The sequence below is a fragment of the Escherichia fergusonii ATCC 35469 genome (assembly GCF_000026225.1).
GTDB classification, from domain to species: Bacteria; Pseudomonadota; Gammaproteobacteria; order Enterobacterales; family Enterobacteriaceae; genus Escherichia; species Escherichia fergusonii.
In genome coordinates, this window is record NC_011740.1 from 3313476 (window position 1) to 3337400 (window position 23925).

Genomic DNA, 23925 nt, shown 5'->3' on the forward strand with positions numbered 1-23925 from the left:
AACCTTTAATGCACTTATTGCACTGCAAACTGCTGGCGAACTTTTCGCATCAGCAAGAAAATCCACGGCCAGAGCACGCCATTAACTACACTACTCCAGAACACTTCGGGTCTGAAAGAGACGTTGATCACTAAAAACTCTGCCCAGAAAACAATAATATCCACCACCAGCGAAAGCAACATGACGACCAGCGCCTGCTGCCATAATGCAAGGTTACGGAAAAGCTGGTACTTAAGTGCCACCAGATAGGCGACGATGCTCATTGAAAGCGCACGCACCCCCAGTGTTGAACCGCTGATGAGATCCAGTATGGCACCCATCACAAAACCTGTGCCCACATTTACGCGGTGCGGCAGAGCGAGTATCCAGTAGAGCAGTATAAGCAGTACCCAATTAGGCCGGAAAACAATGATATTCTCCGGCCAGGGCATGATTTGCAGTAACAAAGCTATAAGGAAAGAGAGCCAGATTACCCAGCGCCCCTGACTGCGATAACTGGCCACTACTGCCTCCCCGGCGCGCGCGCAGGCGTCGTCGTTGCAGGTGGCGGAGTGACCGCCTGCCCTGATGCAGCAGCTGGCGGCGTTGCAGGTTGAGTAGCCGCTGGCGGAGCGATGCCTGTAGCTGGCTCAGGTAACTGCGGCCCCATCGCGTCTGGCGAAGGTAATACTTGTGGCATCATCTGCATCAGGCGTTCATTAGCAACCCGATGTACTTCTTCCGGCGTCATTGGATTAGCGCCGTTACGGTCCGCGCCCCAAAGCAGCAGCAAGTAACGTAAACGTTGCAACCCGGCTGTTGGACGTGCCTGAATCACGGTATAAGCCCGCTGGGTGTCAAGTTTCACGGAAGAAACCACGGCAACCGGATAACCTTCCGGGAAACGCCCCCCGAGACCGGATGTCACCAGAACATCCCCCACCCGAATATCTGTGTTGGCGGGTAAATGTTCCAGTTGCAGATCATCAGTACAACCGTTACCTGCGGCAATCACACGGATATCGTTACGCAGCACCTGAATCGGCAGCGCATGAGTTGCATCACAAATCAGCAGCACCCGGCTGGTGAGTTTTGCTACCGCAACAACCTGACCGACAACACCTTTATCGCTAATTACCGGCTGCCCTTCGTAGACGCCGTTATCGCTGCCTTTGTCGATGACAACCTGGTCGCTGTAAGGATCGTTAACCGTCGAGATGACCTGAGTCACCATCTTTTGTTCATCCTGACGCAACGGCGATCCCAGTAATTCACGCAGACGTGCGTTCTCCTGCTTGTATTGCCCGAGCATAAGCAGATCGCTGTTTTTCAGCAGCAGTTCCTGACGCAGCGCACGGTTTTCCAGTTCAAGCTGATCGCGTGAGGCCAGCGTTTGCGAGACGCCATCAAGCAATTCGCGAGGTGCGTTAGAGATAAAAAAGAAAGGGCTGACGGCGGTATCCATATAAGTACGGATTTGACTGAACGTCCCCAGGCGGCTGTCGGCGATAATAACGCCGAGCGCCACCAGCACCGCCAGAATAAGGCGAATCTGTAGCGACGGGCCACGGCTAAAAATTGGCTTCATAAGTTATGCGTATTCTCGTGTCAGATTCGGCAGGGTTAGCAAGCGCTCACCCTGCCAGCATCTGGCTACTCTTCGCTGAACAGGTCGCCGCCGTGCATGTCGATCATTTCCAGCGCCTTGCCGCCGCCGCGAGCCACACAGGTCAGCGGATCTTCAGCAACAACAACTGGAATACCGGTTTCTTCCATTAACAAACGGTCAAGGTTACGCAACAGTGCGCCACCGCCAGTGAGCACCATACCGCGCTCGGAGATATCTGACGCCAGTTCTGGCGGACACTGTTCGAGAGCAACCATCACCGCGCTTACGATACCGGTCAGCGGTTCCTGTAGTGCTTCGAGGATTTCATTGGAATTCAGAGTAAAGCCGCGTGGTACACCTTCTGCCAGGTTACGACCACGGACTTCGATTTCACGGACTTCATCGCCCGGATAAGCAGAACCGATTTCGTGTTTGATACGTTCTGCGGTAGCTTCACCGATCAGAGAACCGTAGTTACGACGAACATAATTGATGATGGCTTCGTCGAAGCGGTCGCCGCCGATGCGTACAGAAGAGGAGTAAACCACGCCGTTCAGGGAGATAACGGCAACTTCAGTGGTACCACCACCGATATCAACAACCATGGAACCGGTCGCTTCCGAAACCGGCAGGCCAGCACCAATTGCGGCAGCCATCGGTTCTTCAATCAGGAATACTTCACGGGCGCCAGCGCCCTGTGCGGATTCACGGATAGCACGACGCTCAACCTGAGTCGCACCCACCGGCACACACACCAGAACACGCGGGCTTGGACGCATAAAGCTGTTGCTGTGCACTTGCTTGATGAAGTGCTGGAGCATTTTTTCAGTCACGAAGAAGTCGGCGATTACGCCATCTTTCATTGGGCGAATAGCAGCAATATTGCCCGGCGTACGGCCCAACATCTGCTTCGCATCATGACCTACTGCAGCCACGCTTTTTGGTGAACCGGCACGATCCTGACGAATGGCCACGACAGAAGGCTCATTCAATACGATGCCTTGTCCTTTTACATAAATGAGGGTATTCGCAGTACCCAGGTCAATGGACAAGTCATTGGAAAACATGCCACGAAATTTTTTTAACATACTAAGGGATAATCCTGAAAGCTGGGGCGGAAAAGAAAATCCGCTTACTTTACCAACCACACGCAGCAGCGACAAGGCGCAAAAATCATCTGCTACGGTGAAAATTAGTGCAGTTCGTTTCCTGTGTTACAAATCTCTGCCTGAGTCCCTGAGGGCTGAATACATCAGCAGCAATCCTGGCCCTCATTTGCAACCTGTTAAGGTCATTCACCTGCAAATGCGCTGTAACAATCTGGCGAGCAGACAAGCACACTCCCATGAGGCACAGCGCGCGTTATTCTACGTGAAAACAAATTAAACGGCAGGTTAAACCGAGTATCTTTGCGAATATTTTTTCACGTTAGTATCAAGTGGCTGAGAGGCCGCAAAAAATTCCCCTTGCCCACCAGCAACTCCACGTTCTGTCAGTGTCTGCCACTCACCACGTGAGCGTACTCCGGTGGCATAAACCTGAGTGTTTGTTCCGGTGCAAGCTTCAACCAAACTTTGCACCAACAGCTGATTCTCGGTGCGCTTCTCGATGTTTCTGACCAGACTTGGGTGAAGTTTCAGTAACTCAACATTCAACTCTTTGATCCAGGTGGTACTTACCAGTGTTAAACCGGCTTGTGTTACCGCCACCCGAACACCCAGCGCGTGTACCAACCGCAATACGGATTGCAAACGGCTGATGTGTTGACCTACATCCGCCTCTGCAAGTTCAATAATTATGCGTTTACGCTGCGATTTTTCGCATTGCATCAATGTATCGCGCAACCAACGCTGAAAACGGGGGCGAATCAATGACTCTACTGTCACTTCCAGAGCCAGCGTTTCTTCTGGCCAGTACCTGAGCAACGGGATCACACGGCTAATCTGCAAACGGTCATACTCTTCTGCCAGGCCAAACTGCTGGACCATAGGCATATATTCAGCGGAGCTGACTTCTTCGTTGCCGTCATATATACGACACATCAACTCACGATGATGGACATGACCTTCACGGGTTACCGCAGGTTTTTGATATATCCGTGGCCCACCACGGCTAAGCATTTGCTCAATAAGCGTACGCCAGCGAACATTTCCGCGTCCTTTTTCTGGCAACGAATCATCATAAACGGCCCAACCATTCCCGCCCTGCAACACGGCGTTGCGGGTTGCAGACTCCGCATGTTCCATCACTTGCTCAGTGCTCTGACCACCACGCCAGCCGCAAATACCAATGTGCATCATGTCATCACGATCAAGCATTTTATTGCTCGGCAACGTGTCAATTGCCTTCAATAATTGCCCGGCAATGCTTTCCGCTTCTTTCAGAGTGCGATGAGGCAGCAGAACCGTAAAATCACTGCGGTGATAACGCGCCAGCAACGCACCGGGATAGCGCATCATAAAGGTAGATAACAGATTGATCAGACTGAAAAGTTGCTCTTCGGTCTGGCTATGCCCCCAGGTTTCGCTCAGCAAAGTAAAGTCTGGCAGACGAATCATCATCACGATGCCATGCGTTCCCACCTTCTCTTGATCTTCCAGAAGCGTTGCCAGTTGATTATCGAAAAAGAAACGGTTATTAAGACCCGTTTTAGTGTCATGTGCAGCATACGAGCGAATCAGTGTATCCAGTCGGCTATGCTGTTCACGGGCGTTCTGAATTTCTGATAACAGCATATCTAATGCGCTACTGGTTCTTTGTGGCCACTCGTAGATTGTCCCCCTCACGTTCGCCCCACGCTCACCGTTCAGAATACGAGTTGAACGGATCTCCAGTAGCTCCTGCCCGGAAAGTTGTCGTTGCAACCAGCGTACGGCCAGAAAAAGCATAATAATGATAAAGCCAATGGCAATGGTGAGTGGTGCCGTGGTCATCAGCGAATGGAAATAGTTACCCATCGGATCCTGATACACCAGCCGCAAGGACATGCCCGGATGTTTCACCAATGAAACAGTAATATCCCGAAACTGATTACTTGTACCAAGAGGGCGATAGCTGCCGCCACGTGTCTGGGAATAAACCAGCTTTTCCCCCTGAAGAAAATCGACACGAACGATATCAGTAGACACCATCAGTTCATTGATTTGTGGCTTAAGCGTTTTGAAGTCGTGGGTAACCAGATGGGTATCAATTGCCGTCGCCACCGCCTGAACCCGGTGACTAAACTTAAACTGAATGGCGTTATAAAAGCTCAGCGTACAGCCGATCAGCGTAACAAATATCGTTAATCCGGTGAGCAGCGTGACAAAGGCCGAAAATTTCGTCGTTAATCTCATCCTTGTCTTAACTCCGATAAAGGGGAAGCGGGCATACTACCAAATAGGATTTTTCTCGCAATTTATTGCGCTTCGTCGGCATTGCGATTTAATTAGCGAGTATAGTCTTCAGAAATTATTTTCCAATCCATCATACACATGAGGACAGCGTATGCAGGCTTTGATCTTAGAACAGCAGGACGGCAAAACCATTGCTACCGTACAGAGCATTGAAGAGAGTCATCTGCCTGCGGGCGATGTGACTGTTGATGTTCACTGGTCGAGCCTGAATTATAAAGATGCTCTGGCAATTACCGGCAAAGGGAAAATAATCCGCAATTTTCCGATGATTCCTGGCATCGACTTCGCCGGAACTGTTCGTGCCAGTGAAGATCCGTGTTTTCATGCTGGTCAGGAAGTGTTACTGACTGGCTGGGGTGTTGGGGAGAATCATTGGGGTGGACTGGCAGAACAAGCGCGTGTGAAAGGCGACTGGCTGGTTGCTATGCCGCAAGGTCTGAATGCGCGTAAAGCGATGATTATCGGTACCGCCGGGTTTACCGCCATGCTGTGCGTGATGGCGCTGGAAGATGCAGGTATTCGTCCGCAAGATGGCGAGATTGTCGTGACGGGTGCCAGTGGTGGCGTCGGCAGTACCGCCGTGGCGCTGCTGCATAAGTTGGGTTATCAGGTCGTTGCCGTTTCCGGTCGCGAAAGTACCCATGAATATCTGAAAAGTTTAGGTGCCAGCCGTATTCTTCCGCGCGATGAGTTTGCCGAATCTCGTCCTCTGGAAAAACAAGTCTGGGCTGGGGCAATTGACACCGTCGGTGACAAAGTACTGGCAAAAGTGCTGGCGCAAATGAATTACGGCGGCTGTGTGGCGGCCTGTGGTCTGGCGGGCGGTTTTACTCTGCCTACAACGGTCATGCCATTTATTCTGCGTAATGTCCGTTTACAAGGGGTGGATTCGGTGATGACGCCACCAGCACGCCGTGCGCAAGCCTGGCAGCGTCTGGTCGCCGATCTACCAGAATCATTCTACTCACAGGCTGCAAAAGAGATTGCACTGGCTGATGCACCAAAATTTGCCGAGGCCATTATTAACAATCAGATCCAGGGCCGTACGCTGGTAAAAATTAACTAAGCGTTAGCATAAAATAATTTACATATCGTTAACGAATTTTAGCAGCACTTTGACATTCTCCCTGCCATAGTAATCATGAGCATACCGGGAGTCTGTTATGAAAAAAATTCGCAAACTTACAGAAGCCGATGTCACTGCAGAATCGGCTTTTTTTATGCAACGTCGACAAGTTCTGAAAGCATTAGGCATTAGCGCTGCCGCCCTCTCTTTACCAAATGCCGCACACGCCGATTTGCTTAGCTGGTTTAAAGGGAATGATCGTCCGCCCGCACCTGCCGGAAAACCGCTGGAGTTCAGCAAACCGACAGCCTGGCAAAATAATCTGCCATTGACACCGGAGGATAAAGTTTCCGGTTACAACAATTTCTATGAGTTTGGGCTGGATAAAGCCGATCCCGCAGCGAATGCTGGCAGCCTGAAAACTGATCCGTGGACGCTAAAAATCAGCGGCGAAGTCGCCAAACCGTTAACGCTTGACCATGACGCATTAACCCGCCGCTTCCCGCTGGAAGAGCGAATTTATCGTATGCGCTGCGTAGAAGCGTGGTCGATGGTGGTGCCATGGATTGGTTTTCCGCTAAATAAACTGCTGGCGTTGGCAGAGCCGACCAGCAACGCAAAGTACGTCGCTTTCGAAACGATTTATGCACCGGAACAGATGCCCGGTCAGCAGGACCGATTTATCGGCGGTGGTCTGAAATACCCTTATGTAGAAGGGTTACGTCTCGACGAAGCAATGCATCCGCTCACGCTGCTGACTGTTGGTGTCTACGGCAAGGCGTTGCCACCGCAAAATGGCGCGCCGGTACGCCTGATTGTGCCGTGGAAATATGGCTTCAAAGGTATCAAGTCTATCGTCAGCATCAAGCTAACGCGCGAACGTCCACCAACAACCTGGAATCTTGCGGCCCCAGACGAATATGGCTTTTACGCCAACGTTAATCCGCATGTTGATCATCCCCGCTGGTCACAGGCCACTGAACGATTTATCGGTGCAGGTGGCATTCTGGATGTACAACGTCAACCAACACTGCTGTTTAACGGATATGCCGATCAAGTGGCGTCCCTCTATCGTGGACTAGATTTACGGGAGAATTTCTAAGTGCGACTGACAGCAAAACAAGTGATATGGCTGAAAGTTTGCCTGCATCTTGCCGGGTTTTTGCCCTTTGTCTGGCTTGCCTGGGCAATCAATCATGGTGGATTAAGTGCCGATCCGGTGAAAGATATCCAACATTTTACCGGTCGGACTGCGCTGAAATTTTTGCTCGCAACATTATTAATCACGCCGCTGGCGCGCTACGCTAAACAGCCATTATTGATACGCACTCGCCGTCTGTTAGGTTTATGGTGTTTCGCCTGGGCTACGCTGCACTTAACCAGTTACGCCTTACTGGAGTTGGGCGTGAATAACCTGGCGCTATTTGGTCAGGAATTAATCACTCGACCTTATTTAACGCTCGGCATTGTCAGTTGGCTGATATTGCTGGCATTAGCGTTTACCTCAACTCAGGCAATGCAGCGAAATTTAGGCAAACACTGGCAACAGTTGCACAACTTCGTCTATCTGGTCGCGATCCTGGCACCCATACATTATTTGTGGTCAGTGAAGATTATCTCGCCACAACCAATTCTGTATGCCGGACTTGCTTTGCTACTTTTAGCCTTGCGATACAAGAAGTTCCGTACATGGCTTAAGTAGTTTTCCGAATTGTGCAGTGAGTAGCAAAACGAAGACGCGTGGATGTTATTTTCCTGTTAGCTGTTGATTATCTTCCCTGATAAGACCAGTATTTAGCTGCCAATTGCTACGAAATCGTTATAATGTGCGACCTTGCTTATCTCCTGGCGGTTTTTTGCGCCGTACAGAGGGTGACATTCGCACAATAGAGGTATATTTTGTTTTTTGCCGGAGGATTGCAGAAGATCGCTGCAAAATATCCGACAAGTCTCGCAACTAGTCTGAGACCGAATATACCTGCGAACCGGCACGACTACGCTATGAATGCAGTTGTCGGAGCATACGCTTTACAGACGGCGGTGAAACGCCTGTCACAATCACACTAAACAAAGAGTACGGAACCCACTCATGGATATTCGTAAGATTAAAAAACTGATCGAGCTGGTTGAAGAATCAGGCATCTCCGAACTGGAAATTTCTGAAGGCGAAGAGTCAGTACGCATCAGCCGTGCAGCTCCTGCCGCAAGTTTCCCTGTGATGCAACAAGCTTACGCTGCACCAATGATGCAGCAGCCAGCTCAATCTAACGCAGCCGCTCCGGCGACCGTTCCTTCCATGGAAGCGCCAGCAGCAGCGGAAATCAGTGGTCACATCGTACGTTCCCCGATGGTTGGTACTTTCTACCGCACCCCAAGCCCGGACGCGAAAGCGTTCATCGAAGTGGGTCAGAAAGTCAACGTGGGCGATACCCTGTGCATCGTTGAAGCCATGAAAATGATGAACCAGATCGAAGCAGACAAATCCGGTACTGTGAAAGCAATTCTGGTCGAAAGTGGACAACCGGTAGAATTTGACGAGCCGCTGGTCGTCATCGAGTAACGAGGCGAACATGCTGGATAAAATTGTTATTGCCAACCGCGGCGAGATTGCATTGCGTATTCTTCGTGCCTGTAAAGAACTGGGCATCAAGACTGTCGCTGTGCACTCCAGTGCGGATCGCGATCTAAAACACGTATTACTGACAGATGAAACGGTCTGTATCGGCCCTGCTCCGTCAGTAAAAAGTTATCTGAACATCCCGGCAATCATCAGCGCCGCTGAAATCACCGGCGCAGTAGCAATCCATCCGGGTTACGGCTTCCTCTCCGAGAACGCCAATTTTGCCGAGCAGGTTGAACGCTCCGGCTTTATCTTCATCGGCCCGAAAGCAGACACCATTCGCCTGATGGGTGATAAAGTATCCGCAATCGCCGCGATGAAAAAAGCGGGCGTTCCTTGCGTACCGGGTTCTGACGGCCCGCTGGGCGACGATATGGATAAAAACCGCGCCATTGCAAAACGCATTGGTTACCCGGTGATTATCAAAGCCTCCGGCGGCGGCGGCGGTCGTGGCATGCGTGTAGTACGCGGTGACGCTGAACTGGCACAATCCATCTCCATGACCCGTGCGGAAGCGAAAGCCGCTTTCAATAACGACATGGTTTACATGGAGAAATACCTGGAAAATCCTCGCCACGTCGAGATCCAGGTACTGGCGGACGGTCAGGGCAACGCTATCTATCTGGCGGAACGTGACTGCTCTATGCAGCGTCGTCACCAGAAAGTGGTCGAAGAAGCGCCAGCACCGGGCATTACCCCGGAACTACGTCGCTACATCGGTGAACGTTGTGCTAAAGCGTGTGTTGATATCGGCTATCGCGGTGCAGGTACTTTCGAGTTCCTGTTCGAAAACGGCGAGTTCTATTTCATCGAAATGAACACCCGTATTCAGGTAGAACACCCGGTTACTGAAATGATCACCGGTGTTGACCTGATCAAAGAACAGCTGCGTATTGCTGCTGGTCAGCCACTGTCGATCAAGCAAGAAGAAGTTCACGTTCGCGGCCATGCGGTGGAATGCCGTATTAACGCCGAAGATCCGAACACCTTCCTGCCAAGCCCGGGCAAAATCACCCGTTTCCACGCACCTGGCGGTTTTGGCGTGCGTTGGGAGTCTCATATCTACGCGGGCTACACCGTGCCGCCGTACTATGACTCAATGATCGGCAAACTAATTTGCTACGGTGAAAACCGTGACGTGGCGATTGCCCGCATGAAGAATGCATTGCAGGAGCTGATCATCGACGGTATTAAAACCAACGTTGATCTGCAGATTCGCATCATGAATGACGAGAACTTCCAGCATGGTGGCACTAACATCCACTATCTGGAGAAAAAACTCGGTCTTCAGGAAAAATAAGACTGCAAAAGCGTCAAAAGGCCGGATTTTCCGGCCTTTTTTATTACTGGGGATCGACAACCCCCATAAGGTACAATCCCCGCTTTCTTCACCCATCAGGGACAAAAAATGGACACTCGTTTTGTTCAGGCCCATAAAGAGGCGCGCTGGGCGCTGGGGCTGACCCTTTTGTATCTGGCGGTATGGTTAGTAGCCGCTTACTTACCTGGCGTTGCCCCCGGTTTTACCGGCTTTCCGCGCTGGTTTGAGATGGCTTGCATCCTGACGCCGCTGCTGTTTATTGGACTGTGCTGGGCGATGGTGAAATTTATCTATCGCGATATCCCACTGGAGGATGACGATGCAGCTTGAAGTGATTCTACCGCTGGTCGCCTATCTGGTGGTGGTGTTCGGGATTTCAGTTTATGCGATGCGTAAACGGAACACCGGCACCTTCCTTAATGAGTATTTCCTCGGCAGCCGTTCTATGGGCGGTATTGTGCTGGCGATGACGCTCACCGCGACCTATATCAGTGCCAGTTCGTTTATCGGCGGGCCAGGAGCTGCTTATAAATACGGCCTGGGTTGGGTATTGCTGGCGATGATTCAGCTACCTGCGGTCTGGCTTTCGCTCGGTATTCTCGGCAAGAAGTTCGCGATTCTTGCGCGCCGATACAATGCAGTGACGCTGAACGATATGCTGTTTGCCCGCTACCAGAGTCGTCTTCTGGTATGGCTGGCGAGTTTGAGTTTGCTGGTTGCGTTCGTTGGTGCGATGACCGTGCAGTTTATCGGCGGTGCGCGCCTGCTGGAAACCGCGGCGGGTATTCCTTATGAAACCGGGCTGCTGATTTTCGGTATCAGCATTGCGTTGTATACCGCCTTTGGCGGCTTTCGCGCCAGCGTGCTGAACGACACCATGCAAGGGCTGGTGATGCTGATTGGCACCATTGTGCTGCTTATTGGCGTGGTCCATGCTGCTGGCGGCTTAGGCAACGCAGTAGAGACACTGCAAACCATTGATCCGCAACTGGTTACGCCACAAGGCGCTGACGATATTCTGTCGCCTGCCTTTATGACGTCGTTCTGGGTGCTGGTGTGCTTTGGCGTTATTGGCCTGCCGCATACTGCGGTGCGCTGTATCTCCTATAAAGACAGCAAAGCAGTACATCGGGGGATCATCATCGGTACGATTGTAGTCGCAATCCTGATGTTCGGTATGCACCTGGCCGGAGCATTAGGTCGTGCAGTGATCCCCGATCTCACCGTACCGGACCTGGTGATCCCGACGTTGATGGTAAAAGTATTGCCACCGTTTGCTGCCGGGATCTTCCTTGCAGCTCCTATGGCTGCGATCATGTCGACGATCAACGCCCAATTGCTGCAAAGTTCCGCTACGATCATTAAAGATCTCTATCTGAATATCCGTCCGGATCAAATGCAAAACGAGACGCGCCTGAAGCGGATGTCGGCGGTGATTACGTTGATTCTCGGCGCGTTGCTGCTGCTTGCTGCATGGAAGCCGCCTGAAATGATCATCTGGCTGAATTTGCTGGCCTTCGGCGGGCTGGAAGCTGTCTTCCTGTGGCCGCTGGTACTGGGTCTTTACTGGGAACGCGCTAACGCCAAAGGCGCGCTAAGTGCGATGATCGTTGGCGGCGTACTGTATGCCGTACTTGCGACACTGAATATTCAGTACCTGGGCTTCCACCCTATCGTGCCCTCGTTGCTGCTAAGTTTGCTGGCTTTCCTGGTCGGAAACCGTTTCGGTACGTCCGTCCCGCAAGCTACCGTTTTGACTACTGATAAATAAAGAGTTTTGCCATGCCTTGGATCCAACTGAAACTGAACACCACCGGCGCGAACGCCGAAGATCTTAGCGATGCGCTGATGGAAGCGGGTGCCGTTTCTATCACTTTTCAGGATACCCACGATACGCCTGTATTTGAGCCGCTTCCGGGCGAAACGCGTCTGTGGGGCGACACCGATGTGATTGGTCTGTTCGATGCTGAAACCGACATGAAAGAAGTCGTGGCGATTCTGGAGAATCATCCGCTGCTCGGCGCAGGCTTCGCGCACAAAATCGAACAACTGGAAGATAAAGACTGGGAGCGCGAATGGATGGATAATTTCCACCCAATGCGCTTTGGCGAACGTCTGTGGATCTGCCCAAGCTGGCGTGATGTGCCGGACGAAAATGCCGTCAACGTAATGTTAGACCCAGGGCTGGCGTTTGGTACAGGGACTCATCCAACCACCTCTCTGTGCCTGCAATGGCTCGACAGCCTCGATTTAACCGGTAAAACGGTCATCGACTTTGGCTGTGGTTCCGGCATTCTGGCTATCGCGGCGCTGAAGCTGGGTGCAGCAAAAGCCATTGGTATTGATATCGACCCGCAGGCGATTCAGGCCAGCCGCGATAACGCCGAACGTAATGGCGTTTCTGACCGTCTGGAACTCTACTTACCGAAAGATCAGCCAGAAGAAATGAAAGCCGACGTGGTGGTCGCGAACATCCTCGCAGGCCCGTTACGTGAACTGGCACCATTAATCAGCGTCCTGCCAGTTTCAGGCGGTTTGCTGGGCCTTTCCGGTATTCTGGCAAGCCAGGCGGAGAGCGTTTGCGAAGCTTATGCCGACAGCTTCGCTCTGGACCCGGTCGTGGAAAAAGAAGAGTGGTGTCGCATTACCGGTCGTAAGAATTAACTTTCGCATCACCGTATAGTGATGCAGAGCGAAGTGCGAGCAATATCACAAAAGGCACGTTAATTTGCCGATTATTTACGCAGATTTGCGTGCCAAAATTTTCATTCATAAAGAAAAATTGAGAACTTACTCAAATTTCTTGGAGTGTGAATTTTAGTCACTATTTTCTAATATGATGATTTTTATGAGTAATTATCGCGCTACGCTCATTTTAAATGCAATTCTTTGATCCATCTCAGAGGATTGGTCAAAGTTTGGCCTTTCATCTCGTGCAAAAAATGCGTAATATACGCCGCCTTGCAGTCACAGTATGGTCATTTCTTAACACATGCGCATCGGACAATATCAGCTCAGAAATCGCCTGATCGCAGCGCCCATGGCTGGCATTACAGACAGACCTTTTCGGACGTTGTGCTACGAGATGGGAGCCGGATTGACAGTATCCGAGATGATGTCTTCTAACCCACAGGTTTGGGAAAGCGACAAATCTCGTTTACGGATGGTGCACATTGATGAACCCGGTATTCGCACCGTGCAAATTGCCGGTAGCGATCCTAAAGAAATGGCAGATGCAGCACGTATTAACGTGGAAAGCGGTGCCCAGATTATTGATATCAATATGGGTTGCCCGGCTAAAAAAGTGAATCGCAAGCTCGCAGGTTCAGCCCTCTTGCAGTACCCGGATGTCGTTAAATCGATTCTTACCGAGGTCGTCAATGCAGTGGACGTTCCTGTTACCCTGAAGATTCGCACCGGCTGGGCGCCGGAACACCGTAACTGCGAAGAGATTGCCCAACTGGCTGAAGACTGTGGCATTCAGGCTCTGACCATTCATGGCCGTACACGCGCCTGTTTGTTCAATGGAGAAGCTGAATACGACAGTATTCGGGCAGTTAAGCAGAAAGTTTCCATTCCGGTTATCGCGAATGGCGACATTACTGACCCGCTTAAAGCCAGAGCTGTGCTCGACTATACAGGGGCGGATGCCCTGATGATAGGCCGCGCAGCTCAGGGAAGACCCTGGATCTTTCGGGAAATCCAGCATTATCTGGACACTGGGGAGTTGCTGCCCCCGCTGCCTTTGGCAGAGGTTAAGCGCTTGCTTTGCGCGCACGTTCGGGAACTGCATGACTTTTATGGTCCGGCAAAAGGGTACCGAATTGCACGTAAACACGTTTCCTGGTATCTCCAGGAACACGCTCCAAATGACCAGTTTCGGCGCACATTCAACGCCATTGAGGATGCCAGCGAACAGCTGGAGGCGTTGGAGGCATACTTCGAAAATTTTGCGTAAACAGAAATAAAGAGCTGACAGAACTATGTTCGAACAACGCGTAAATTCTGACGTACTGACCGTTTCTACCGTTAACTCTCAGGATCAGGTAACCCAAAAACCCCTGCGTGACTCGGTTAAACAGGCACTGAAGAACTATTTTGCTCAACTGAATGGTCAGGATGTGAATGACCTCTATGAGCTGGTACTGGCTGAAGTAGAACAGCCCCTGTTGGACATGGTGATGCAATACACCCGTGGTAACCAGACCCGTGCTGCGCTGATGATGGGCATCAACCGTGGTACGCTGCGTAAAAAATTGAAAAAGTACGGCATGAACTAATTCAGGTTAGCTAAATGCTTGATTAAAAGGCGCTACTCGGCATGGGGAAGCGCCTTTTTTATACGTGTCACACTGGGGAGTGACCATGAGATCAAAATGTGAACCAACCTGGTTTGGTGATGAGTCCAGGCGCATTATCCACGGTGACGCGCTTTCTGAATTAAAAAAACTTCCTTCTGAAAGTGTAGATTTAATTTTTGCTGACCCGCCCTATAACATCGGCAAAAATTTTGATGGACTGGTTGAGTCCTGGGATGACGCCGATTTTCGCTCCTGGCTGTTTGAAATCATTGCTGAATGCCACCGCGTTCTGAAGAAACAAGGCAGCATGTACATCATGAACAGCACGGAAAATATGCCCTGGATCGATCTTGAATGTCGTAAACTCTTCACCATTAAAAGCCGCATTATCTGGGCTTATGACAGCTCTGGAGTGCAGGCGAAAAAATACTTCGGCTCAATGTATGAACCCATCCTGATGATGGTCAAGGATGCCAAAAACTATACCTTTAACAGTGATGCGATCCTGGTAGAAGCCAAAACCGGGGCGAAGCGTGCATTGATTGACTACCGTAAAAACCCACCACAGCCATATAACTCGCAAAAAGTTCCAGGGAATGTTTGGGAATTCTCTCGTGTGCGTTATTTGATGGATGAGTATGAAAACCATCCCACGCAAAAGCCTGTTGCCCTTCTTAAGCGGATTATTCTGGCGTCTTCCTGCCCTGGCGATATTGTTCTGGACCCATTCGCGGGTAGCTTCACCACCGGCGAAGTTGCGGTAGAAACAGGACGTAGATTCATCGGTATTGAAGTTAACTGCGAGTATGTGAAGATGGGGCTTAGAAGATTGAATGTTGACTCCCATTTTTCTGCCGAAGAGCTGGCGAAAGTGAAAAAACGCAAAACGCGGAATCAGTCGAAAAAAAGTCAAAACTCACGTGGTTCCCTTTTACCCCGTTAACGTAAAAGCATTGTAAGCTCACTTTTCAACTCATAATTTTCGTGTATATTTCCAGCTCATCTGGAGATGAATACGCAGGGTTGAGCAATGATTCGTAAATATTGGTGGCTGATTGTGTTTGCAATTTCGGTTTTTGTTTTTGATGCTTTAATCATTCAATTGATTGAGTTAATGACGACTGAAGCCGATAAATGCCGCAATATGAACTCTGTGAATCCACTTAAGCTGGTGAACTGTTCTGAACTTGACTAATAAATATGATTAATAAATCATGCGAGTGATATATTCACATCATGGATGTATGAAGTTTTATTATGATCTGCCATAAGCATCCGTAACACGTTATCAACTAATACGGGAGCCTGCTGATACAGGTTATATCCCGTTGGATTTATCAACCAGTTTTTAACAATGCCGCTAAACGCCCCATAAATCACAATAACCATTACGTCTAAATCAAGTTGATTTGCGATCTCTCCCTTCGCCATACTTTTTTGTAACGTTTGCCGCAGAGTGTGAAGGTTAAACCCCATTTTCTCCCTTATTTCCTGTTCTGATATCATCTCTTCATTAAATTCACATTTATGAAACAGAATTTGTAATAACGCCTGCTGCCTTGGTATTTCAGCAATATACTGCAGACCAACGATGAGCTGCTCCCGAAGTTGTTCCAGGGGGCTTTCTGCATCGTGAACCAGGAGCTTGTCTTGAATCAACTCACGTAACGCTGGTTGCTGCGCCCACACCTCATTGAACAACTGCGTTTTGTTCTCAAAATGCCAATAGATAGCTCCCCGCGTAACCCTTGCGGCATCGGCGATGTCATTCAGCGTTGTGTTGCTTACTCCACGCAGAGCAAACTGCACAATTGCCGTTTCAATCAAATGTTGTCTGGTTTTAAGGGCATCAGCCTTCGTTTTCTTCGCCATAATTTTATTTGCAGAGTTATCACAGGAGACAGTATTCCGTTGTTAGCGGAAAGAATAAGGGGCAAATTTATCATTTACCGTAGAATTAAACGAGCCTCTCCCTTTTAATTTCCTGACCCTCACCAAATCATTATTCCCATGAATCAACAAAGGCAATTTATTCATTGAGAAAATATATTTCTGGCTGTATTTGAAGATCGTAAAAAGTTACACTTCTGCGAATTGATAAACATCAGAATATTAATCTATTTTTGTTTTTATGTGCCGTATTTCGCGCACATAAATAAGTATTACTTACATCCACCGATGTTAATTTGTAGGATAGCGGATTGCTATTTTCCATCTTGTGCCTTTGCGCTTTACCGTTCTCCGGTAAATAACGTGCTTCTGTTTTTAAGGATTAGTAATGACGAAACATGCCAGGTATTCACTCCTGCCTTCATTCATCATCATCTCTGCCGTGTTACTTGCCGGATGTAAAGAAAAGGAAGAAACACCAGCGGTACATGCTGAACCACACGTCACAGTACACGTGGTCAAATCAGCACCGCTGGCAGTTACCACCGAATTACCAGGCCGGACTTCAGCCTTCCGTATTGCAGAAGTTCGTCCGCAAGTGAGCGGCATCATTCTGCAGCGCAATTTTAAAGAAGGCAGTGATGTTCAGGCAGGTGATTCGCTTTATCAAATTGATCCCGCCACATATCAGGCCAGTTTCGATAGCGCTAAAGGCGAACTGGCGAAAAGCGAAGCTGCAGCTGCTATCGCACACTTAACAGTGAAACGCTATAACCCACTGGTGGGCACCAAATACATCAGCCAACAGGAATACGATCAGGCTATTGCCGACGCCCGTCAGGCTGACGCAGCGGTGATCGCCGCAAAAGCTGCGGTTGAAAGTGCACGCATTAACCTGGCTTACACCAAAGTGACTTCGCCTATTAGTGGACGTATTGGCAAGTCCAGCGTCACCGAAGGTGCACTGGTGACCAATGGTCAGGCATCACAACTGGCTACAGTGCAGCAGCTCGATCCAATTTATGTTGATGTTACTCAGTCCAGCAATGACTTTATGCGACTGAAACAGTCAGTTGAGTTGGGTAATCTGCATAAAGACAGTGCCAGCAGCAGTGTCGAACTGGTAATGGAAAATGGCCAGGTTTATCCACTGAAAGGCACGTTGCAATTCTCAGATGTCACCGTTGATGAAAGCACCGGCTCCATCACTTTAAGAGCTGTGTTTCCGAATCCACAGCACACCCTCTTGCCTGGTATGTTTGTCCGCGCACGCATTGACGAAGGCGTACAGCCTGACGCCATTCTTATCCCTCAACAGGGTGTTTCCCGGACACCACGAGGCGATGCTACGGTCATGATTGTGAATGACAAAAATCAGGTTGAGGCACGCTCTGTCGAGGCATCTCAAGCCATCGGTGATCAATGGTTGATCAGCAAAGGATTAAAACAGGGTGAGCAAGTTATCGTTAGCGGCTTACAAAAAGCACGTCCTGGAGCACAGGTTAAAGCCACTGTGGATACACCCGCTGCCGATGCGTCTAAATAAGGTAACCTGATATGGCAAACTTTTTTATTCGACGCCCAATTTTTGCCTGGGTGCTAGCCATCATTTTAATGATGGCTGGTGTGCTGGCTATTTTACAGTTGCCGGTTGCGCAGTACCCAACCATTGCGCCACCAGCAGTTTCAATCTCAGCTAACTATCCGGGAGCTGATGCACAAACGGTGCAGGATACAGTTACTCAGGTTATCGAACAGAATATGAACGGTATCGATAATCTGATGTATATGTCCTCCACCAGCGACTCAGCCGGGAGCGTGACCATTACCCTGACCTTCGAATCTGGCACAGATCCCGATATCGCCCAGGTACAGGTACAGAACAAACTTCAGCTTGCTACGCCGCTTTTACCACAAGAAGTCCAGCAACAGGGGATTAGCGTAGAAAAATCAAGCAGTAGCTACCTGATGGTTGCAGGGTTTGTTTCTGATAATCCAGATACAACCCAGGATGATATTTCTGATTATGTTGCGTCAAATATCAAAGATTCGATCAGTCGTCTGAATGGTGTTGGTGACGTACAACTGTTCGGCGCCCAGTATGCTATGCGCATCTGGCTTGATGCGGATTTGCTGAATAAGTACAAACTGACTCCCGTTGATGTCATTAATCAACTGAAAGTACAAAATGACCAGATTGCTGCCGGACAGCTCGGCGGAACACCTGCATTGCCAGGACAACAGTTGAATGCCTCGATCATTGCGCAAACCAGGCTGAAAGATCCGCGGCAGTTCGGTAATGTTACGTTACGGGTAAACACTGATGGCTCAGTGGTGCATCTGAAAGATGTAGCCAGAATCGAGCTTGGTGGTGAAAACTACAACGTCATCGCCAGAATCAATGGAAAACCCGCTGCGGGTCTGGGTATCAAACTGGCTACTGGTGCCAATGCTCTGGACGCCGCGACGGCAATCAAAGCAAAACTGGCAGAACTCCAACCCTTCTTCCCGCAAGGGATGAAAGTCGTTTACCCCTATGACACAACGCCATTCGTTAAGCTCTCCATCCATGAAGTGGTAAAAACGCTGTTTGAGGCGATTTTACTGGTTTTCCTGGTGATGTACTTGTTCTTGCAGAACATCCGCGCAACGCTGATCCCAACTATCGCAGTACCCGTCGTTCTGTTGGGTACGTTCGCCGTTCTTGCTGCTTTTGGTTATTCCATCAACACGCTAACAATGTTTGGCATGGTGCTCGCCATCGGTCTACTCGTCGATGACGCCATCGTGGTTGTTGAAAACGTCGAACGCGTCATGATTGAAGATAACTTGCCACCAAGGGAAGCAACGGAAAAATCGATGTCGCAGATTCAGGGCGCCCTGGTCGGTATTGCGATGGTGCTCTCGGCAGTATTTATTCCAATGGCCTTTTTTGGTGGTTCAACCGGAGCGATTTATCGCCAGTTCTCTATCACCATCGTTTCGGCAATGGCGCTTTCAGTATTAGTAGCGTTAATTCTGACACCCGCTCTGTGCGCAACTTTACTTAAACCCGTTACCGCTGAGCATCACGATAATAAGAGCGGATTTTTTGCGTGGTTTAACAGAACGTTTGATCACAGCGTTAATCACTATACCAATAGCGTTAGCCGGATCATCGGCGTAACAGGTCGTTATCTGCTGATTTATGTACTGATTGTTGCAGGAATGGTGGTGTTGTTCTTACGTCTGCCGTCTTCATTTTTACCAGAAGAGGATCAGGGGGTATTTCTGACCATGATTCAGTTGCCAGCAGGTGCAACTCAGGAACGCACCCAAAAAGTGCTGGATCAGGTCACTGATTACTATCTGAAAGAAGAAAAAGCGAATGTCGAAAGCGTCTTTACCGTGAACGGCTTTAGCTTCAGTGGACAAGGACAGAACGCTGGCATGGCCTTTGTGAGTCTTAAGCCATGGGAAGAACGTAGCGGTAAAGAAAACAGTGCAGAAGCCGTAATCAGTCGAGCAAAACAAGCGTTAGGGCAGATTCGTGATGGCTTTGTCATCCCTTTTAACATGCCAGCTATTGTCGAACTGGGTACTGCCTCTGGCTTTGACTTTGAGTTAATCGACCAGGGCGATCTCGGTCATGATGCCCTTACCCAGGCGCGCAATCAATTGCTGGGAATGGCTGCACAACACCCGGATAAATTAGTCAGTGTGCGTCCAAATGGACTGGAAGATACCGCACAGTTCAAACTTGAGGTTGATCAGGAGAAAGCGCAGGCATTAGGTGTTTCTCTCTCCGATATAAACCAGACGATTTCTGCTGCACTGGGCGGCTCCTATGTTAACGACTTCATTGACCGTGGGCGCGTGAAGAAAGTTTATGTTCAGGCTGATGCCAAATTCCGTATGCTGCCAGAAGATGTCAACAAACTCTTTGTCCGTAGCGCGAACGGTGAAATGGTGCCTTTCTCAACATTCAGTTCCGCGCATTGGGTATACGGTTCTCCTCGACTGGAACGCTATAACGGCTTGCCTTCTATGGAGATTCAGGGGGAAGCGGGTCCGGGTACCAGTTCCGGTGATGCGATGGCTTTAATGGAAAGCTTTGCTACCAAATTACCAACAGGTATTGGCTACGACTGGACAGGAATGTCGTACCAGGAACGGTTATCAGGAAACCAGGCGCCTGCCTTGATTGCAGTCTCCTTCGTCGTGGTCTTTCTTTGTCTCGCTGCGCTCTATGAAAGTTGGTCAATACCCTTCTCAGTAATGTTAGTTGTACCGTTAGGAATTGTTGGCGTTCTGTTGGCAGCTACGCTCTTTAACCAGCAAAACGATGTTTACTTCATGGTGGGCTTGTTGACCACTATCGGCTTGTCGGCCAAAAACGCCATTTTGATTGTCGAGTTCGCCAAAGATCTGATGGATAAAGAAGGTAAAGGGGTTATCGAAGCAACATTGTCTTCGGTACGTATGCGCTTACGACCTATCCTGATGACTTCGCTCGCTTTTATACTCGGTGTACTGCCACTGGCGATAAGTAGTGGCGCGGGAAGTGGTGCGCAGAATGCGGTCGGGATTGGTGTTATGGGAGGCATGATCTCCGCAACACTGCTGGCAGTGTTCTTTGTACCAGTTTTCTTTGTGGTGGTAAAACGTCGATTTAGCCGTCACAGTAGTTAACATTTTTTATAAAGGCGCTTAATGCGCCTTTATTTCTTTATTTATGAATATGATATTTATTTCTCTGTTGCCTTCATTACCGTCCCCTCCATTATTTTTACAATTCACATGAATTGAGATTATTTATCATGATTGACCTTATTATCGCAGTGGTAATATACGATTGAACTCGTATTCGATCCGTCACTTATTTACTGACTGCGCGAAATGTTAATATTTGAGGTAACATCATGAAAAGATTAATTCCTGTAGCATTGCTTACCGCTCTGCTTGCGGGTTGTGCGCATGATTCACCCTGCGTTCCGGTTTATGATGATCAGGGGCGCCTGGTTCACACTAATACCTGTATGAAAGGTACAACTCAGGATAACTGGGAAACTGCCGGGGCAATTGCTGGTGGGGCTGCAGCAGTCGCAGGTTTGACAATGGGTATTATCGCGTTATCCAGGTAGCGTTGATCTTTTCTCATAAATTCAGGTGATTGAAAAACACTGGAATACCTGAAGCAATAAATTTATTAACTTTTCTTCTCTACAAAAATACTAACGCGCGAAATTGTTATTTCGCGCTTCATCCTCCCTGAACTTTTTTGCGCCAAAATGTGGCTTAGGTTGCAATTTTGCACCATTCTGGCGCGTTCTCTTTTTTATTTCCTGTCTACACTCAGCATATTGCGACAAATATATAGTCGCAAAAGCTGGCACTACTTTTGCTTATAAAAGGATGGCCACAGACAGGTAAAAGACGTTTCCCAAACGTCCTATAACGATAATTTTCGCCTCACAGGAAGCATTATGAAAAAGATGATGATAGCCACACTGGCTGCCGCCAGCGTGCTGCTTGCCGTTGCAAATCAGGCGCATGCTGGCGCGACGCTTGATGCCGTACAGAAAAAAGGTTTTGTGCAATGCGGGATCAGTGATGGATTACCTGGGTTCTCTTATGCCGATGCTGACGGTAAGTTTTCTGGTATTGATGTTGATGTTTGTCGTGGTGTTGCAGCTGCTGTATTCGGTGACGATACGAAAGTGAAATATACCCCGCTCACTGCAAAAGAACGCTTCACCGCTTTACAGTCAGGGGAGGTGGATTTGCTCTCCCGTAATACGACCTGGACTTCCTCTCGCGATGCCGGTATGGGAATGGCATTTACTGGCGTCACTTATTATGACGGCATTGGTTTCCTGACGCACGATAAAGCGGGATTAAAAAGCGCGAAAGAACTGGATGGCGCAACAGTCTGTATTCAGGCGGGTACTGATACCGAACTCAACGTCGCCGATTACTTCAAGGCAAATAATATGAAGTACACACCAGTGACTTTCGATCGCTCTGACGAATCCGCGAAGGCACTGGAATCTGGTCGCTGCGATACGCTGGCCTCGGATCAATCACAACTGTATGCCCTGCGCATCAAATTAAGCAACCCAGCTGAATGGATTGTTTTACCGGAAGTTATCTCTAAAGAACCGCTTGGGCCGGTAGTTCGTCGTGGCGATGATGAATGGTTCTCTATAGTGCGCTGGACGCTTTTCGCCATGCTGAATGCTGAAGAGATGGGCGTTAATTCGCAAAACGTTGATGAAAAAGCGGCTAATCCTGCAACGCCTGATATGGCGCATCTGCTGGGTAAAGAGGGCGATTACGGTAAAGATCTGAAGCTGGATAATAAATGGGCTTACAACATCATCAAACAGGTGGGTAATTACTCGGAAATTTTTGAGCGTAACGTAGGTTCAGAAAGCCCCCTGAAGATTAAACGTGGGCAAAATAATCTCTGGAATAACGGCGGTATTCAGTACGCGCCGCCCGTGCGTTAAGTCGGTGTGAGGTAATGAGCGTCGCTACGGCGGCGCTCTCTTCAGCGTTATGGTTTCCGAGGTTTCTATGTCTCATCGCCGCCCGTCCGTTAAAGGCTCACTCTCCTTTGCCAACCCTACGGTTCGCGCCTGGTTATTCCAGATCCTTGCCGTTGTTGCTGTTGTCGGCATTATTGGTTGGTTATTTCACAACACCGTAACGAATCTCAGTAATCGCGGCATTACTTCAGGTTTTGCCTTCCTGGACCGCGGCGCTGGCTTCGGTATTATCCAGCATTTGATCGATTACCAGCAGGGTGATACCTACGGACGCGTTTTCATTGTTGGCTTACTCAATACGCTACTGGTTTCGGCATTGTGTATTGTGTTCGCTTCTGTTCTGGGCTTTTTTATCGGTCTGGCGAGACTTTCGGATAACTGGCTGCTACGAAAGCTTTCCACAATTTATATTGAGATCTTCCGTAATATTCCGCCCCTGCTGCAAATCTTCTTCTGGTACTTTGCCGTATTGCGCAATTTGCCCGGACCACGCCAGGCAGTGAGTGCATTTGATCTGGCCTTTTTAAGCAATCGTGGGCTTTATATTCCGTCGCCGCAGCTGGGAGACGGGTTCCTTGCATTTATCCTGGCTGTTGTTATGGCTATAGCCCTTTCTGTTGGGCTATATCGCTTTAATAAAAAACACCAGATAAAGACCGGACAACTGCGCCGAACCTGGCCGTTCGCCGTTGGGTTAATCATTGGCTTGCCTTTACTGGCGCAATGGCTTTTTGGCGCAGCACTGCACTGGGATGTTCCAGCCCTACAAGGTTTTAATTTCCGCGGCGGAATGGTTTTAATTCCTGAACTGGCAGCCTTAACGATGGCGCTTTCGGTTTATACCTCTGCATTTATCGCCGAGATTATCCGCGCCGGGATTCAGGCAGTGCCTTATGGTCAACATGAAGCTGCCAGGTCACTGGGATTGCCCAACCCGGTTACGCTACGCCAGGTCATTATTCCTCAGGCACTGCGAGTGATTATTCCTCCATTAACCAGCCAGTATCTCAACATCGTCAAAAACTCCTCTCTTGCCGCCGCTATTGGCTATCCGGATATGGTTTCGCTGTTTGCTGGCACCGTACTAAACCAGACAGGGCAAGCCATCGAGACGATAGCTATGACCATGTCGGTCTATCTGATTATCAGTCTGACTATCTCGCTGCTGATGAATATTTATAACCGCCGCATCGCGATCGTTGAACGCTAAGGAG

At 49.4% G+C, this 23925-nt stretch carries 22 protein-coding genes; 17 read left to right on the plus strand and 5 right to left on the minus strand.

The window, feature by feature from the left end; genetic code table 11:
* Positions 1–14: 14 nt before the first annotated feature.
* From mreD to csrD, 4 genes are all read right to left on the minus strand, one after another.
* Positions 15–503 (minus strand): rod shape-determining protein MreD, encoded by a 489-nt coding sequence (gene mreD, locus EFER_RS16235; RefSeq protein ID WP_000179411.1) that lies wholly within the window; start codon positions 501–503, stop codon positions 15–17.
* Positions 503–1567, minus strand: a complete 1065-nt coding sequence (gene mreC, locus EFER_RS16240) for a rod shape-determining protein MreC (RefSeq protein ID WP_000802528.1) — start codon at positions 1565–1567, stop codon at positions 503–505. Before mreC ends, mreD begins: the two co-directional genes overlap by 1 nt.
* 65 nt (positions 1568–1632) lie before the next feature.
* On the minus strand, positions 1633–2676 hold the full coding sequence (gene mreB, locus EFER_RS16245; protein ID WP_000913396.1) for a rod shape-determining protein MreB: 1044 nt from the start codon (positions 2674–2676) through the stop codon (positions 1633–1635).
* 306 nt (positions 2677–2982) lie between these two features.
* The gene (gene csrD, locus EFER_RS16255; protein WP_001241390.1) at positions 2983–4923 is read right to left on the minus strand and encodes an RNase E specificity factor CsrD; all 1941 of its coding nucleotides are present in this window, start codon (positions 4921–4923) and stop codon (positions 2983–2985) included.
* A gap of 151 nt (positions 4924–5074) precedes the next feature.
* Here csrD and acuI point away from each other — a divergent pair, with 151 nt between their 5' ends.
* The 12 genes from acuI to EFER_RS22525 all read left to right on the plus strand — a co-directional run bounded on the left by acuI (position 5075) and on the right by EFER_RS22525 (position 15486).
* A complete protein-coding gene (gene acuI / locus EFER_RS16260; RefSeq protein WP_001148234.1) occupies positions 5075–6049 on the plus strand; it encodes an acrylyl-CoA reductase (NADPH) in 975 nt (324 codons plus the stop codon).
* Between the two features lie 97 nt (positions 6050–6146).
* Positions 6147–7151: a protein-methionine-sulfoxide reductase catalytic subunit MsrP gene (gene msrP / locus EFER_RS16265; RefSeq protein WP_000723811.1), complete on the plus strand. Its 1005-nt coding sequence runs from the start codon at positions 6147–6149 to the stop codon at positions 7149–7151.
* On the plus strand, positions 7152–7751 hold the full coding sequence (msrQ, locus tag EFER_RS16270; RefSeq protein ID WP_001240059.1) for a protein-methionine-sulfoxide reductase heme-binding subunit MsrQ: 600 nt from the start codon (positions 7152–7154) through the stop codon (positions 7749–7751).
* A gap of 387 nt (positions 7752–8138) precedes the next feature.
* Positions 8139–8609, plus strand: a complete 471-nt coding sequence (gene accB, locus EFER_RS16275; protein WP_000354622.1) for an acetyl-CoA carboxylase biotin carboxyl carrier protein — start codon at positions 8139–8141, stop codon at positions 8607–8609.
* A gap of 10 nt (positions 8610–8619) precedes the next feature.
* Complete coding sequence (accC, locus tag EFER_RS16280) at positions 8620–9969, plus strand: acetyl-CoA carboxylase biotin carboxylase subunit (RefSeq protein WP_000884650.1); 1350 nt, start codon at positions 8620–8622, stop codon at positions 9967–9969.
* 108 nt (positions 9970–10077) lie between these two features.
* Positions 10078–10320, plus strand: a complete 243-nt coding sequence (locus tag EFER_RS16285) for a YhdT family protein (protein WP_000381170.1) — start codon at positions 10078–10080, stop codon at positions 10318–10320.
* Complete coding sequence (panF, locus tag EFER_RS16290) at positions 10310–11761, plus strand: sodium/pantothenate symporter (RefSeq protein WP_001175689.1); 1452 nt, start codon at positions 10310–10312, stop codon at positions 11759–11761. Before EFER_RS16285 ends, panF begins: the two co-directional genes overlap by 11 nt.
* A gap of 11 nt (positions 11762–11772) precedes the next feature.
* The gene (gene prmA / locus EFER_RS16295) at positions 11773–12654 is read left to right on the plus strand and encodes a 50S ribosomal protein L11 methyltransferase (protein WP_001145812.1); all 882 of its coding nucleotides are present in this window, start codon (positions 11773–11775) and stop codon (positions 12652–12654) included.
* A 328-nt stretch (positions 12655–12982) separates the two neighbouring features.
* A complete protein-coding gene (gene dusB / locus EFER_RS16300) occupies positions 12983–13948 on the plus strand; it encodes a tRNA dihydrouridine synthase DusB (RefSeq protein ID WP_001219652.1) in 966 nt (321 codons plus the stop codon).
* Positions 13949–13973: 25 nt separating this feature from the next.
* On the plus strand, positions 13974–14270 hold the full coding sequence (gene fis / locus EFER_RS16305) for a DNA-binding transcriptional regulator Fis (RefSeq protein ID WP_000462905.1): 297 nt from the start codon (positions 13974–13976) through the stop codon (positions 14268–14270).
* A gap of 85 nt (positions 14271–14355) precedes the next feature.
* Positions 14356–15234, plus strand: coding sequence for an adenine-specific DNA-methyltransferase (gene yhdJ, locus EFER_RS16310; protein ID WP_001256680.1), 879 nt, complete (start codon positions 14356–14358; stop codon positions 15232–15234).
* Positions 15235–15321: 87 nt separating this feature from the next.
* A complete protein-coding gene (locus EFER_RS22525) occupies positions 15322–15486 on the plus strand; it encodes a DUF2556 family protein (protein ID WP_000620009.1) in 165 nt (54 codons plus the stop codon).
* A 17-nt stretch (positions 15487–15503) separates the two neighbouring features.
* On the opposite strand, the gene envR is transcribed toward EFER_RS22525, so the two are convergent.
* On the minus strand, positions 15504–16163 hold the full coding sequence (gene envR / locus EFER_RS16320; RefSeq protein WP_001085733.1) for an acrEF/envCD operon transcriptional regulator: 660 nt from the start codon (positions 16161–16163) through the stop codon (positions 15504–15506).
* Between the two features lie 406 nt (positions 16164–16569).
* On the opposite strand from envR, the gene EFER_RS16325 reads away from it, so the two are divergent.
* The 5 genes from EFER_RS16325 to EFER_RS16350 all read left to right on the plus strand — a co-directional run bounded on the left by EFER_RS16325 (position 16570) and on the right by EFER_RS16350 (position 23921).
* Positions 16570–17727 carry an efflux RND transporter periplasmic adaptor subunit gene (locus EFER_RS16325; protein WP_000160393.1) on the plus strand — a complete coding sequence of 386 codons (1158 nt, stop codon included), beginning with the start codon at positions 16570–16572 and terminating at the stop codon, positions 17725–17727.
* An 11-nt stretch (positions 17728–17738) separates the two neighbouring features.
* The gene (locus tag EFER_RS16330) at positions 17739–20852 is read left to right on the plus strand and encodes an efflux RND transporter permease subunit (protein WP_001273299.1); all 3114 of its coding nucleotides are present in this window, start codon (positions 17739–17741) and stop codon (positions 20850–20852) included.
* Positions 20853–21082: 230 nt separating this feature from the next.
* Positions 21083–21304, plus strand: coding sequence for a putative periplasmic lipoprotein (locus EFER_RS16335; protein ID WP_000825640.1), 222 nt, complete (start codon positions 21083–21085; stop codon positions 21302–21304).
* 342 nt (positions 21305–21646) lie between these two features.
* Entirely contained in the window at positions 21647–22672 is a 1026-nt protein-coding gene (locus EFER_RS16345; protein WP_000738584.1) for an amino acid ABC transporter substrate-binding protein, read from the plus strand.
* 67 nt (positions 22673–22739) lie between these two features.
* Positions 22740–23921 (plus strand): amino acid ABC transporter permease, encoded by a 1182-nt coding sequence (locus EFER_RS16350; RefSeq protein ID WP_015953775.1) that lies wholly within the window; start codon positions 22740–22742, stop codon positions 23919–23921.
* Positions 23922–23925 lie beyond the last annotated feature (4 nt).